The sequence below is a fragment of the Noviherbaspirillum soli genome, from assembly GCF_015352955.1.
Lineage (GTDB): Bacteria > Pseudomonadota > Gammaproteobacteria > Burkholderiales > Burkholderiaceae_D > Noviherbaspirillum_A > Noviherbaspirillum_A soli.
The window spans coordinates 1-14228 of sequence record NZ_JACYOX010000042.1 but is presented as its reverse complement, the minus strand read 5'-3'; the positions used below and the strand labels follow the sequence as shown (position 1 = coordinate 14228).

Here is a 14228-nt window from a genome sequence, read left to right as displayed (position 1 = left end):
GCCGGCATGGCGCGCAGGCACTGACTACGCGCCTCGCTTTAGGGCGCCTTGACCGTGATGACGATGCTGCTGAAGTACGCCGCCACCAGCGCAATGTCCTGGTCCGACAAGTTCTTGGCCATGGCATTCATCATTTCATTCTCGCGTTTGCCCGACTTGTAGTCCTTCAGCGCCTTGACCAGATAGCCTTCATTCTGCCCTGCCAGATTGGGCGCATCCGGCACCTTGGCTACGCCGTCGGGGCCATGGCAGACAAAGCACTGGCCAGCCTTCGCCTTGGCGGCTGCCATGTCCGCCGCCAGCGACGGGCCGCTGCCGGCAGCGGCCAGCGCCGCCAGCAGCAAGGCGACGGCCTGCTTATTGCGCTGCATAGGACACCCGGTAAATCGCGCCGGCATAGTCATCCGACACCAGGAGCGATCCGTCCGGCAGCGTCGCCACATCCACCGGGCGGCCGAGGTATTCCTTGTTAGGCGTCAGCCAGCCTTCGGCAAACACTTCGGTCTTGTCGGCGGTGCCGTCGGCCTTCAGCGAGGTGTACATCACCCGGGCGCCCACTGGCGTGGTGCGGTTCCACGAGCCATGCTGGGCGCTGAAGATGCCGCCCTGGTACTTGGCCGGGAACATGGAGCCGCGATAGAACGTCAGTCCGAGGTCGGCTGCATGCGCGGCCATTTCGACTTGCGGGAAGACGACGTTGGCCGGCGGGTTGTCATCCTTGTATTCCACGGTGCGAACCTTGCCGCCGCCATACCAGGGAAAGCCGAAATGCTGGCCGGCCTTGGTGGCGCGATTGATTTCGCCCGGCGGCGTGTCGTCGCCCATGCCGTCAACCTGGTTGTCGGTGAACCAGAGGGTCTTGTCCTTGGGATTGAAGTCCAGGCCCACGGAATTGCGCACGCCCTGCGCAAACACCTCGCGGTTCTTGCCGTCCCGGTCCATGCGCAGGATGCCCATCATGCCCGTCTTCGCATAGATCGGCAGCTTGTCCTTGGCCGGCACGTTGAACGGATTGCCCATGGTGATGTAGAGCTTGTTATCCGGGCCGATGCGGCAGGTGCGGGCGCCGTGATTGAAGCTCTCCTCTTCCACCGGGATCAGCTGCCCCTGCGGCACCACGGTGGCCGCGGCCACATCCGGCCCCTCATAGAAGAACTCGGCGGCCGGGAATGCCAGCACCCGGTTATGCTCGGCCACATACAGAATGCCGTCCGGCGAGAAGCACACGCCGTTGGGCACCTTCATGCTGATGGAAGGCGAAAATGGTTTGACCTCATCCGCCACGCGGGTCTTGGCCCGGTCGGTCACTGCCCAGATCTGGGTCTTGCGGGTGCCGACGAACAGGATGCCAGTCGACGGACCGACCGCCATGTGGCGCGCATCCGGGACGATGGCATACAGGTCGATCTTGAAGCCCGGTGGCAGCTTGATGTTCTTCAGGTTGTTACGGATTGCCTCGGCCTTGGCGCCCGTCTGGGGAATGGTCTCCATATTGAGATTGGCGCCGGTGGACTGGAAGTTCTCCAGCTTCTTCATGTTGTCCTGTGACATGGCGGCCAGCGGCACAGAGAGAGCAACGACCGAGGCAACGATAGGGCCCTTGATATTCATCTTGTCTCCATCAGAATTTTGAATATTTGTGTTGAGATCATGCGCTACTGCAAGTCAGCTTAATCTATTTCTCCCTTTCAAGGTTTGAAGGCAATCAACTCCTCCTATTTGTTATTTCAGATAACTCAGTTAAGTCACTAAACTTGTCAAGTGCTTGAACGTGTTGAATGAGATAGCCCTCTAGAACGCCGGATACAGTTTATGCGTTATCTTACGCATAGGAATAAGACTGTGAATATGACTAGAACTAACGAAAAGATCGAAGTAGTCACCGTGAGCGAGCAGCGGCGCCGGCGCTGGTCCACCCAAGAGAAAGCAGACCTGGTTCGCCTGACCTACGAACCCGGCGTGAGCGTGTCGTTGGTGGCACGACAGCATGGCGTCGCCGCCAGTCAGTTGTTCAATTGGCGCAAGCTGGACCGGGAAGGCGCGTTGATTGCTGTGGCGTCCGGTGAGTCGGTCGTGCCGGCCAGCGAACTGGCTAATGCCCGCGCACAGATTGCTCAACTCCAGCGGCTGCTGGGCAAGAAGACCATGGAGAACGAGATTCTCAAGGAGGCAGTCGAGCTTGCTCGAGAGCGAAAGTGGATTGCGCGCTCACCCTTGTGCGGCAAGGACGACCAGTGAAGACGGTCTGCCTTGCACTCGGGGTGGCGCGCTCCAATGTGCATGAGAAAGCACAGCGGCCTGACGACTGGGTCGATGGCCGCACCGCTGCCTGTGTCGATCCGGATTCCGATGCCTTGCTGGTCGATGCAGTGCGCGCTGAAATCGCTTCATTGCCGACCTATGGCTACCGCCGTGCTGGTGCACTGGCCAATCGCACGCGCAGCCATATTGGCCTGTCTACGGTCAACCACATGCTGTAATTGCATTTACTGCATGCTCTAATGGCTGGACTTACCTTCCGTGGAGGGCAACATGGACCAGTATGTGGGATTGGATGTTTCGCAGAAATCAACAGCAATTTGCGTTATTGACCAGGACGGTAGGCAGCTTTGGCGTGGCAGCTGTGATACTTCTCCAGGTTCGATTGCCGCAGTCTTGCAGCAACACGCGCCTCGGCTCCAGCGGGCCGGTATGGAAACTGGCCCGCTGGCTGTATGGCTTTATCATGGACTACGGCACTTGGGTGTGCCTATTCACTGTATCCATGCCCGTCATGTCCATGCTGTCCTGACGACTCAGCTTAACAAGACTGACACTAACGATGCGCATGGTATTGCGCAATTGACCCGGACCGGCTGGTATCGTCCTGTCGAAGTCAAAAGCATGGCAAGTCATGAAGTGCGACTGCTCCTGCGCGCACGCCACAAGCTAGTAGGTTTGCGTACGGCCATGTACAACCAGATACGGGGCACCCTTAAAACCTTTGGTGTTGTCTTGCCAGCGGGTAAAGGAATGACCTTCGAGCAGCTGGTACTGTCCCAAACACCGCGCTCCTCGCTGATCCAATACGTGATCCACGCGTTGCTTGATACCTGGCGTCATTTAAATCTACAGATCCGGGACTTCGACAAAGCTATTGCTCGCCTTGCCAGCGTCAGCCATGTCTGCCGGCGGCTCATGACCGTTCCAGGTGTGGGTTCACTTACCGCTGTCGCCTTTGCCTCAGCGGTAGACGATCCCGCGCGCTTCAAGCGACTGCAAGACATTGGACCGTATCTCGGACTGACACCGAAGAAGTATCAGTCCGGAAATGTAGACCGACAAGGCAATATATCCAAAACCGGGTGTCCTTTGACTCGGCAGCTGCTGTTCGAGGCAGCCGGCATAATGATTACCCGACTGAAGAAAGAATGCGCATTGCGGCAATGGGCGCTTGGGCTTGCTTCTCGTTGTGGTTTGCGAAAGGCAACCGTTGCGGCGGCACGCAAACTAGCTACGGTACTGCTCACGCTATGGCGGCAGGACAAAGACTTCGTCCTCAGCTCGGCATAGCAGAGCATATCGAACAATCAGGTACAGCTCTCTGACCGATTACGTCGCCGTGGCGATTCCTTGTAACGCTTTGCAGCTGAATGGACTACGGGAATCACATTGGAACGTCACAGCGACTATACATTCTGGCAGCATGTGGTGACACGAAACAGTCGTGATCACGAAGACGACAACGAAACAGCGGAGAGCGTGTGCCGAATGACTTAACTGACGGAGAAAATATGATGTCAGCTACTTGACTGCAATTAGACGACAAGCGGTACTACAGAGTGATGAAGCAGTATGGCCTGTTGCTGCCGAAGGCGCCCAAACGCCGCCTCAGTAGTCGTCCCCATGAAGGCAAAGTGGCAGTGACCGAATTCAACCGGCGCTGGTGTTCCGACGGCTTTGAGATTGCCTGCGACAATGGCCAGGTCGTCACCGGCACCTTTACCAAGGACTGCTGTGATCGCGAGATCATCGCCTGGCGTGCTTGGTCAGGCCGCGGCCTGCCGGGAGAGCCAGTACGCGAAATGCTCATTGAAGCGGTGGAAAAACGCTTTGGCGACGTCGATGCCAGCCCAGGTACGTTGGAATTCTTGAGCGACAACGGTGGCGCCTACCGCGCTCATGAGACTCATGCCATCGCCAAGCAGCTGGGCCTGACGCCGACTCATACACCGGTTTGCAGTCCTCAGTCCAATGGCATGGCCGAAAGCTTCGTCAATACGCTCAAGCGAGACTACGTCAGCCAGATGGACTGCAGTACAGCGGCCGCCGTTCTAAGCCAATTGCCGGACGTCTTTGAACACTTCAATGAGGTCCATCCCCATTCTGCGTTGAAATGGAAATCGCCTCGCATGTACAGGAGGGAGTTGGTGCGTCAGGCTTAGAAAATGACGCAAACTAAGCGCTAGACCGTGTCCGGTGATATGGGGGCAAGATCAGTTCTCTGCGGTCATATTGTCGCTGCCACATCGTGATGCTATGTGGATTGCCGATTTTGTACATAGCCGCCAGCTCGCGGCAGGACAGGTTTTCAGCTGCGAGGCGGTGCAGCACTTCCAGCTTGAATCACACGTGTATCGACAGCGCTGGCGAACAAGCCCGTCACTGCCGTGATGATGATATGCCCCGACCTATCTCCTAACAAGGCTGTCAGCGATGTCGAACTTGGCGGCGAGGATTTTGCATCCTCCCTTGCCAGAAAGGTATGCCCGGACCACCTTCCGTTTGAACTTGAGGCCGAACGTCCTCATAAAACCTTCAGGATTGTTTCCAACTCCTGGGGGTCAGTTCAATTTCCGACCGACCATAAATTGAAGGCCAACACTTTTTTCAATTATTTTTTTCTTTTATTTTATCTAATTCAATTTGTAATGTTTTACAGACGGAGCCCACGAGTTTCCGCTCCTCTTCGTTAGCCCCCTCGTTCGCTGATTTTATACACGAGTCAACCCGACTTTTTGCGAGACGCATCTTTTTCTGCTGTGTCGACTCTTCGCAGCCTAAAAAGCAGGTCAGGATCAATGGCAAGAGCATAGCCTTATGGAGCCGGCTGTTGTTTTGTAATTTTTTCAAGCTCGTGTCACCAGTCCAGGTGTTCCAAGGGATTCGAGCAGTTCTTTCGAATTCCTGTCGTCGTTAATATTACGATTGTAACTTATAGCGTTTAACAAAATGGATTTTTCGCTGTCACAGCAACTCGTCGATCCCTATCGTGGCGAGGCACTATGGCACGCGAACTTGTTGATGATGAATTGTGGGAAATAATCCAGCCACTACTGCCAGTCAGGCAGCGGCGCAAGACCCATCCCGGCCGCAAACCACTCGATGACAGGCGTGTGTTGACCGGCATCTTGTTTGTTTTACGGTCTGGCATCCCATGGGAGATGCTGCCCCAGGAGATGGGCTGTGGCTCGGGCATGACTTGCTGGCGCCGGGTGCATGCCTGGCAAAAGGCTGGGGTGTGGCAGGCACTCCACCGTGTGCTGCTGGATAAACTGCGGGGTGCGGACAAGCTTGATTTCTCCCGTGTCGTTGCCGACAGTTCGTCGGTGCGCGCAGTGCATGGCGGAAAAAAACTGGACCGAATCCAACCGATCGCCGCAAGGCGGGCAGCAAACATCATCTCCTCGTCGACGCGCAAGGGATTCCGGTCAATGTCATTCTGACCGAGGCCAACCGGCATGACGTCACCCAGTTGTTGCCGTTGGTCGAAGGGGTGCACCCAATTCGCGGCAAGCGCGGACGGCCGTTGAAAAAGCCTGGGTCTGTTCAGGCAGATCGTGCCTACGATAGCCGCACCCATCGCCTGGCGTTGGAACAGCGAGGCATTCGGCACCAGATTGCCAGGCGACGAACTGCGCACGGTAGCAACCTGGGCAAGACGCGCTGGGTCGTCGAACGCACCATCGCCTGGCTACATCAATTTCGACGACTGCGCGTACGCTACGAACGATTGCCCTCAATGCACGAAGCCTTCCTTTACCTGGGATGTGCCCTTATTTGTTGGCGCACTTTAAAAAACTCATTTTGTTAGACGCTGTAAAAAATCGCGTCTTTTTAAAGCGATTCGTCTCATTTCTTACAAATCGTTTTCGAAAACTCAGTGCCTCTTGATCAGCCTACAGACTTGCTTTCCATTCTGCTTTTCTTACGAAAACGCCGACTTGGGAGAAACCCATGCGTAATCGTTTTCCCCCGAACGCTTTGCTTTATATAACGCCTTATCCGCTGCGCGGACAAGCGATGCACGATCGTGAGCATCATCCGGATAAAATGCGATGCCGATGCTGATCGTCAAACGTAGCTCTACTCCGTTAATGTCAAACGGCTCTTCCATGGCACGCAACATTCGGGTGGCCGACTTGCTCACCTCATTTTTATTTGAGATCTGATGCAGCAAAAAGATAAATTCATCTCCGCCAATGCGGGCGAGCGTATCTTCCTGCCGCTTGTTTTCCTGAAGCCGCCGGGCTGTCGCCTTCAACAAGTGGTCACCATATAAATGCCCGTGACAATCGGGCACCTCGAATAACACGTGATTTCGCCGTCGTCAGCGAGCCAAGCGTTTGAACGTGTCCAACAACGCGCTAGCGTCGTCGTTTCCCGACCTCTTTTTCAGAGTGTGCTGCTCGTTTTCGGCGGTCCGGACGGACCTCGGGCGTCAGAATGCCTCGACCCCGGCCTCCCTCAGATAGATGAGACGCTGCAGGTTGTAAGCAGCGACCTTCCAGTTCAGGTGCAGCCTTGCGCGTGCCAGGCCAATGGAGCGCAGCGTCTTGCCGCCCATCTGTGCCAGGCCCGCGAACACGTGCTCGATGCGTGCACGCGTTTTGGCGATGCGATGATTGCGCCGCTGCTGGGCCTCGGAGATTGGCTTGTCCTTGCTGCCTTTGCGCTGGATGTGCATGCGCCAGCCCTGTTTGCTCAGTCGCGCTTCGCGTTCGCCATCGACATACCCCTTGTCGGCCAGGATGTCCCGGTTCGTGTTGGCGGGATCGAGCACGTCCTCGAAATGCGTGGTGTCGTGTTCGCTTGCCGTGCTCACCTTGATCTTGCGCACCAGCTTGTAGCGCTTGTCGGCGTTGGCCGAAACCTTGTAGCCGAAGTAGGACTTGCCGTGTTTCTTCGTCCAGCGCGCATCCATATCCTTCTGGCGCCGTTTGGCCGGCTTCCAGTCTGCCGGCATTGCGCCTTCGCTGACGATGACTTTCTCTTCCTTGCTCAGCGACTGCCTGGGCGCCTCCACGATGCTCGCGTCGATCATCTGGCCGCCGCGCGCAATGTAGCCGTGCCCGGCCAGCTGGCGATTAACGGCATCGAACACGCTCTCGCTGGCGCCGGCCTGGATCAAGCGCTCCTTGAAGGTCCAGATCGTCGTCCGGTCCGGGATCTGGCTGCTGGCGCGTAACCCGACGAAGCGCTGGAAACTCAAGCGGTCGAGCAGTTGGAATTCCATCTGCTCATCACTCAGGTTGAATAGCTGCTGGATCAACAGCACACGCACCATCAGTTCGGTGGGGAAAGGCGGACGACCGCCGCGCTCGCGGCTGGGGCGCGGTGCCGCAAGGTCGACCTCCGCAGCAAGGGCGGCGAAGTCGACATGCTTCTCCATCACCTGCAGCGCATCGCCAAGTTTGTTCAGCTTGGCTTCGCGCTCCTGGTCGGCAAACAGACTGGTCTTGATCATGAAAATTTACGTCAAGTTTGGGGCGCTCACATCTTGCCAGACTCTCAGAGGTAATGAAATGGTCACCCTCCACCTTACAGGCGGTTACGCTTGTAAGGTGTTTTTACCTTCTGAGCGAGGAGACCATCATGCAAGACGTCATACTGATCGGCATTGACCTTGGGAAGCACTCTTTCCACCTCCACGGCCAAGACGCCCATGGCAAAGCGGTGTTCCGCAAGAAGTGCTCCCGCAAGCAGCTCATTACCTTCCTCGCTACGTTTCATCCCTGTACCGTTGTCATGGAAGCCTGTGCCGGCGCCCATCATATGGCGCGGCACCTGATGACGTTTGGCCACCAAGTCAAGCTCATCAGTCCTCAGTTCGTCCGTCCCTTCGTCAAGGGAAACAAGAATGACTTTATTGACGCCGAAGCGATCTGCGAAGCTGCCTCCCGTCCCAACATGCGCTTTGTCACACCAAAAACTGAAGTACAACAGATTCTCAGCGCCCTGCATCGTGTAAGGGAATCGCTTGTTCGTGACCGGGTCAAGGCCTCCAATCAGATCCACGGCTTTCTGCTGGAATTCGGTATCAGTCTTCCCATCGGTTCAGCCGCCATCAAACGCCTTCCTTCCGTGCTGGCAGAACACCCGCTGCCAGCACGGCTGATTGCCATTCTCAATCGCCTGCACGCTCACTACAAGTACCTGGACGAACAGATTGCTGAAGTGGAGAAGGAATTGCAGCTGCAGCTGCAGGAAGACGATCTGGGGCAGCGACTGATGGCGGTGCCGGGTGTCGGGCCAATTACGGCCAGCCTGTTGTCGGCCGAGCTTGGCGATGGTAAGCAGTACAGCTGCGGGCGAGACTTCGCGGCCTCCGTTGGCCTTGTGCCGCGCCAGTACAGTACAGGAGGACGAGCCACTCTCTTCGGGATTAGTAAGCGAGGGGATAAGAATCTGCGCCGCCTGCTGGTGCTGTGTGCCAGGTCGTACATGCAGCGTCTGGACAAGCAGAAAGGAATGCTGGCGGACTGGGTCCGCGCGATGCTGTCACGCCGACATTCCAATGTCGTCGCTTGTGCATTGGCTAATAAACTGGCTCGCACAGTTTGGGCGCTTGCTGCCCGCCACACCGAATACCGCGCCGCTCAGGCTTCAAAGGCAGCCTGAGCGGCGTACAAAATTGAGTAGTACGAAGTACCCACCTGGTTTTGCGACTGTAGAAATTGGATGACGTGAACGGCATAACGGCCTGGCAGATAACCTGATCGAAAAACCGGCTCTCGAAGCCGCCGAGGTTTTTAGGACTGCCGGGCGCGACTTTCATCGTGGCGCGGAGAAACGCCCTCCAATCAGACGCCGTATAGATTTAGGCAAGCCAATCACAAAACCCAAAATCTACCCTTGCAAAAAGGAGGGTGACCATAGATTTTTCGAGGTGCCCAATCGTTCACCTGCTTGAAACCATCAAGGTCCAAATACATCAGTGCCATCGCGTGTCCGTCGCGAGTGGCATACGCGATGCCGTAGTCAATACGTTCTTCCAGTAACACCCTGTTCGATAAGCCCGTCAACGGATCATGAAGCGCACGTTCCTTCTGCAAGCGACCGTATTCCTTTGCTGCCTTGTATAGAAGGCGGACTTCCAAAGCATTCCGCATCCGAATTCGCAACTCGGAAAAATCATAGGGTTTGAGGACGAAATCGCGAGCTCCAGCTTGAAGAACAGTATGCATGAGCGTTTTGTCGGCAGTAATGGCAAGCACCGGCAAGTAGGGATCCATACCGGTTGCCCGCAACGCATTCATGACGCTGAGCCCGCTCATATCAGGCATGTGCATGTCGAGCAAGATTAAGTCATAGTGGTTTTTGCTATGTAGTGGGGCCACTAGGCTCGGTTTGGTGCACACGGATACCTGATTGTAGTCATACAGACGAAGAATTTCCTCTAAAGACCAGGCATTGCGCTCGCAATCGTCCGCGACCAGAATTTTTGCATTCCGAATGTCTTCGTCGGTGATCATGAACTTATCTTAGGCGCCTCATCAAGGTACACATTACTCAGCTATACACCGAGGCCATAATTAATGGCATCAATACTTCTTTTCTAAAATCATACTTGTTTTTTATTTTTGGCGATTAATTTTCGCTAATTTCGAGAAATCTTAGCGGATCAACTTTCCATCTAGCTGGCGGCTCCGCACGAAGGATCTTGTCAGCCACACCAAGTGCAGGGGTTTTGGACAGGTCGACCTTTTGCGGGGGAATATAGGTATTCGAGCGGGTGCTGAAAAACACGTTCACGGTCGGCTTTAGCAGGTTTTCTGGATGCTGCTGCGTGACTACGGCGAGACGCCCTGACTGAAGAAGAACGAGCGAACCTGCGGGATAGATACCAAGGCAGCGGATAAATGCCTGTACAAGGTGGGCACTATACTGTGTATTGCTCCATTCATGAAGTTTACCTAATGCAATTGCTGGCGAGATCGCCTGATGATAGCAACGCTCCGCTGTGATTGCATCGTAGACGTCCACAATGGCAGCCATCTGGGCCAGTTCACTAATTTCATTACCATGCAGTCTATCTGGATAGCCGCCACCATCAAGTCGTTCATGGTGACGAAGTGTTATCTCAAGCGGTATTCCGCCGATGCCTGAAATGGTAGACAGAATTGCATGTCCTTCCAATGGATGACGTTTAATGACATCAAATTCTGCATCCGTCAGGCGTCCCGGCTTGTTCAGAATAGCATCGGGCACGTGGGATTTGCCGATGTCATGCAGCAGACCGCCCAAGGCTGCTTGGTAGGTTTCCTGCGGGTGCTTGTGAAGCGAATGACAGAATGCGGCAAGTAGTGCGCATACGCCAACAGAGTGGAGAAAGGTGTAATCGTCCTTATTTCTAATTTGAAGCAGTGCAAGCAGCGCGCTGGAATTGCGGGTAATGGAGTCAACTATGTCTTGCACTACCGGTTGCACGCGCTCTAGTTCAATAATTTTCCCCAGTCGCGCGTCCTGCATCAGATTACGTACCAGATGGATAGCCTGTGTCTTGATGAGTCGGGCACGCACCAACTCTTCAGAAAAGGAAACAGCTCCCGCCTGAACCGGTACGTCCTCATTGGCTTGCGCTTCTTCCTTCTGCACAGGTAGCAGAATTACGGGTTCATTACTGGCCTCCTGGGGTGGATCATGGCCTTTTTCCGTATCGATCTCCAGTTCCGTGATGCCTGCTTCGATAATTTTCTGAATTTCCTCGCTGGAGGTAATTCGAAAACGGTTTCTGAGAAAGGGATGCGCTGTCCAGTTACGCGAAAGGGCATGCACATACATGCCGATCCGAAGCTTGTGTGTTGAGATTTTCTTGATCATGCTGATTTCTTCTCTTCTCTTCTCTTCTCTTCTCTTCTCTTGTTGTTTTAAGTAGCTTGAAAAAAATATAAGCTGCACAGTTGAGCCGTCGGGCGCGGGAAAACCGCTGCCACATGCTTGGGAGATTTCTTTTCCTTGGAGTCATAGGCAGGCACGAGCATTGAGTGGATGTTGTGCATGCGCATGAATAGTCAGAAGCGCCGGTAAGAATCCATAGTTAAAATTCTTCCCAACTATCAGCAGCGGTGATGGTGGTTGCGTTTTCGCGCGTGGGTACTCGAAGGTGTGTTGACCCAGGGCGATCGTTGCGTGGTAACACGAGGCTGGGGGACGCTTTTCCTTTGACGTGACCGTGTGTTGAGGCCGGGATCACGGCCGCTACCGCAGTACGGCTTTGGTCCAGTTGAAATACACTGACGGCTTGTGCCAATTGGGCAGACTGGTCCTGCAGCGACTCTGCCGCCGCTGCGGCTTCTTCCACAAGGGCTGCATTCTGCTGTGTCACCTGATCCATCTGACTGATGGCCTTGTTTACCTGTTCGATTCCAACGCTTTGCTCTTGGCTGGCGGCGGTGATTTCCGCCATCATGTCGGTTACGCGTTTCACGCTAGTCACTATTTCGTCCATGGTGCTACCGGCTCGCGCCGCCAGTTTGCTGCCGGCATCCACCTTTTCGACCGAATTGCCAATTAGTTCCTTGATTTCCTTCGCAGCAGCAGCACTTCGCTGGGCCAAGCTGCGCACTTCCGTGGCAACCACTGCGAAGCCACGTCCCTGTTCCCCAGCCCGCGCTGCTTCCACCGCGGCGTTCAGCGCCAAGATGTTGGTCTGAAAAGCAATGCCATCAACGACACTAATGATATCGACAATCTTTTTTGCCGAATCATTAATGGCGCCCATGGTGTCAACCACCTGCGTTATCACGAACCCACCCTTGGTGGCGATGTCAGAAGCTGCGAGTGCCAATTGATTGGCTTGCCGTGCATTGTCTGCATTCTGCTTAACGGTAGAGGTGAGTTCTTCCATGGAAGAAGCGGTTTCTTCCAGCGAACTTGCCTGTTGCTCGGTGCGGGAAGATAGATCGAGGTTCCCGACTGCAATTTGGCTAGAAGCCGTGGCGATCGTATTCGTACCGGTACGCACTTCAGTGACGATTTTGACCAAATTCTCATTCATTTTCCTAAGGGCGTGCAAAAGTAGACCAGTCTCGTCATTTGCGGTGCTCTCTATGTGACTGGTCAAATCGCCAGACGCGACTGTATCTGCTACTCTGAGTGCCTCATGAACTGGTCCAACGATCGAGCGGGTAAGAAATAGGCCGAAAAAAATAGCCAATGCAGTCGCAAAAGCCGATAAAACCATCATTGTTCTGCTGGCAGAATTGGCCTGATTAATTGCGATTTTACTGTCGCTATCCATCAGCTCTTTTTCAAAATCGAGCAAACGTTCTGTCGCTGCTGTATAGCTTGCATAAACAGGCAGTATTTCCTTAAAGAGGAAGTCTGTTGCCTCCTCTTTACGTCCTTCTTTAATTAACTTAACTACTGTGCCGCGCATCACTATGTACTGCGCGCGGGCAACGCTCATTGCCTTGTACAATTCTTTTCCTTTAGGGAGAGAAAGACGAATCTCCAATGCACTGTTAGCTTCGCTTGCCTTTTTGCTACTGACCGCGATCGCGTCGATAAATTTTGCTGCTTCTTCAGGATTCCTTGCGAGCATTGCATTGCGAAGGTTGCGCGCACCAACATCGCTTTCCCTGGTTAAATCATTGAGTAAAGCGACTTTCTTATAAGTGTCGTTGACAACACGATCCACCGTCGAACCATTTGCAGACAATCGATTAATTCCGACGGTCGCCACGACAATCATCATGAGGATGATCGTGCCAAAACCGATGCCTAAGCGCATCCCTATTTTCAAGTTTTTCATTTCATGCTGTTCTATAAAGTATTTAGGAAAATTTATGTGCGCTGTAGCGCTGTGCTGGAATTCAATCAATTAGGCCCATCTCATCCGGCAACGTGAGCCAGCCTATTCGAAAAGCATAATAATGCGGCCGTTTCCGTTTCCAAGCGGCTTAGATAACCGGCGTCTATTCCAGCACCCAGTTTCGACGATGGCTTGATTTGTCTGGCCGACATAAATACGACGTCCGACACAGCATCGACAGCTATGTCCACAGTACGATTAGCAATTGTGAATTCAATGGCAACAATGAAATTGTCATAAATTTGCTACCTAAGATTCAAAGGGATATAGGGGTCGGAAACGGGCACGTTCAGATCGTAAAGGGTAAGTATTTTCCTAATTAAGTCAGAAGTATTGGCGATGCGCGTTTCAGGGTCATAGCCGCGGATCTCCTGCACTTTGAATATATTAAGGCCATGTTCTTCGTACCGAATCTGAATGCGAGAATTTCAGATGCATCAACCTTTGTACCTATTTTCATCATCTTAATTGCCCTTAACTTCACTACGCAATATAGTGCAACGAAGCAATAAATTCTGCAAGGAAATATATTTAGTTATGAAAAAAACATACAGCTTTTGGCTTATGCTAAGAGGTGTTATCCATCGCAAGCCTGGCATATGCGTGGCAATCTGAGGGAAAAAGGCGGCGGAAAAGGGGCTTTTGGGCTACGAAGCACGTTCGCTGCAACAAATTTGATGACAATATTCTATGACTTAAGCCCGAGTGAAAAATGTTCATCTTTTTGATGATTAATCTTCATCGCTGTTTTTTTTGGTTTTGTCGCGTTAGCGTGCTAAAGATAGAACGGTGCCGGTAAGGTCATGTGCCCATTACTTTGGAGCTAATGTCAAATCTGGTGTACGGCCGGTCTGAAGCATAGGAGGAGCATCAGGCGGTGAGTTTCTGTTGTTCCGGCGGATTGTCCTGCACCGGGATGCCATCCTTGAACGGTACGCCGTCCAGCAACGGCTGAATTCGGTCGGCGCCGCGAATCCGGCGCCACGATTTCTCTGCCTCTTCCATCAGCTTGAATGCCAGCCCCAAGAACGTAGCCCGCGACAGGCAATTCCTGGCCCGCGTGGTTCGATGCCGCACCGTGGCAAACGTTGATTCGATCGGATTGGTGGTCCGTACATGCTGCCAATGCTCCGCCGGGAAGTCATAAAACGCC

13 protein-coding genes and 2 pseudogenes are annotated in these 14228 nt (G+C 53.9%); 5 read left to right on the top strand and 10 right to left on the bottom strand.

From position 1 onward, the window contains the following. Positions 1–38: 38 nt before the first annotated feature. Both IGW04_RS22085 and IGW04_RS22080 read right to left on the bottom strand, forming a co-directional pair. Entirely contained in the window at positions 39–371 is a 333-nt protein-coding gene (locus tag IGW04_RS22085) for a c-type cytochrome (RefSeq protein WP_194715263.1), read from the bottom strand. Then, the gene (locus IGW04_RS22080; RefSeq protein ID WP_194715262.1) at positions 358–1611 is read right to left on the bottom strand and encodes a PQQ-dependent sugar dehydrogenase; all 1254 of its coding nucleotides are present in this window, start codon (positions 1609–1611) and stop codon (positions 358–360) included. The genes IGW04_RS22085 and IGW04_RS22080 overlap by 14 nt, the downstream gene beginning before the upstream one ends. A gap of 237 nt (positions 1612–1848) precedes the next feature. Here IGW04_RS22080 and IGW04_RS22075 point away from each other — a divergent pair. From IGW04_RS22075 to IGW04_RS22060, 3 genes and pseudogenes are all read left to right on the top strand, one after another. Beyond that, positions 1849–2468, top strand: a pseudogene (locus IGW04_RS22075) (transposase); the annotation flags it as partial. Positions 2469–2532: 64 nt separating this feature from the next. Then, on the top strand, positions 2533–3552 hold the full coding sequence (locus IGW04_RS22065) for an IS110 family RNA-guided transposase (RefSeq protein WP_194715259.1): 1020 nt from the start codon (positions 2533–2535) through the stop codon (positions 3550–3552). 254 nt (positions 3553–3806) lie between these two features. Beyond that, a pseudogene (locus IGW04_RS22060) lies at positions 3807–4424 on the top strand (integrase core domain-containing protein); the annotation flags it as partial. Between the two features lie 445 nt (positions 4425–4869). Here the strand turns inward: IGW04_RS22060 and IGW04_RS22055 are convergent. Next, positions 4870–5112 (bottom strand): hypothetical protein, encoded by a 243-nt coding sequence (locus IGW04_RS22055; RefSeq protein WP_194715258.1) that lies wholly within the window; start codon positions 5110–5112, stop codon positions 4870–4872. 152 nt (positions 5113–5264) lie between these two features. Between IGW04_RS22055 and IGW04_RS22050 the strand changes: the two genes are divergently transcribed. Continuing rightward, positions 5265–6073 (top strand): IS5 family transposase gene (locus IGW04_RS22050; RefSeq protein ID WP_194715257.1). Its coding sequence is split into 2 segments (ribosomal slippage): positions 5265–5610 and positions 5610–6073, totalling 810 coding nucleotides; the frame shifts between segments, so codons are not numbered across the junction. A 114-nt stretch (positions 6074–6187) separates the two neighbouring features. Here the strand turns inward: IGW04_RS22050 and IGW04_RS22045 are convergent. Both IGW04_RS22045 and IGW04_RS22040 read right to left on the bottom strand, forming a co-directional pair. Continuing rightward, positions 6188–6574 carry a diguanylate cyclase domain-containing protein gene (locus IGW04_RS22045; protein ID WP_194715256.1) on the bottom strand — a complete coding sequence of 129 codons (387 nt, stop codon included), beginning with the start codon at positions 6572–6574 and terminating at the stop codon, positions 6188–6190. Positions 6575–6700: 126 nt separating this feature from the next. Beyond that, a complete protein-coding gene (locus IGW04_RS22040) occupies positions 6701–7726 on the bottom strand; it encodes an IS5 family transposase (protein WP_194715255.1) in 1026 nt (341 codons plus the stop codon). Between the two features lie 128 nt (positions 7727–7854). On the opposite strand from IGW04_RS22040, the gene IGW04_RS22035 reads away from it, so the two are divergent. Beyond that, positions 7855–8880 carry an IS110 family RNA-guided transposase gene (locus IGW04_RS22035; RefSeq protein ID WP_194715254.1) on the top strand — a complete coding sequence of 342 codons (1026 nt, stop codon included), beginning with the start codon at positions 7855–7857 and terminating at the stop codon, positions 8878–8880. Positions 8881–9092: 212 nt separating this feature from the next. Here the strand turns inward: IGW04_RS22035 and IGW04_RS22030 are convergent, their stop codons facing one another. The 5 genes from IGW04_RS22030 to IGW04_RS22010 all read right to left on the bottom strand — a co-directional run. Next, on the bottom strand, positions 9093–9734 hold the full coding sequence (locus tag IGW04_RS22030) for a response regulator (protein WP_194715253.1): 642 nt from the start codon (positions 9732–9734) through the stop codon (positions 9093–9095). 115 nt (positions 9735–9849) lie between these two features. After that, positions 9850–11082, bottom strand: coding sequence for an HD-GYP domain-containing protein (locus tag IGW04_RS22025; protein WP_194715252.1), 1233 nt, complete (start codon positions 11080–11082; stop codon positions 9850–9852). Between the two features lie 217 nt (positions 11083–11299). After that, entirely contained in the window at positions 11300–13084 is a 1785-nt protein-coding gene (locus IGW04_RS22020) for a methyl-accepting chemotaxis protein (RefSeq protein ID WP_323744892.1), read from the bottom strand. A 236-nt stretch (positions 13085–13320) separates the two neighbouring features. Continuing rightward, positions 13321–13488 carry a chemotaxis protein CheW gene (locus IGW04_RS26265; RefSeq protein WP_407672162.1) on the bottom strand — a complete coding sequence of 56 codons (168 nt, stop codon included), beginning with the start codon at positions 13486–13488 and terminating at the stop codon, positions 13321–13323. Positions 13489–13945: 457 nt separating this feature from the next. After that, positions 13946–14228: transposase (locus IGW04_RS22010; RefSeq protein ID WP_194715250.1), on the bottom strand; the 283-nt coding region annotated here is incomplete at its 5' end.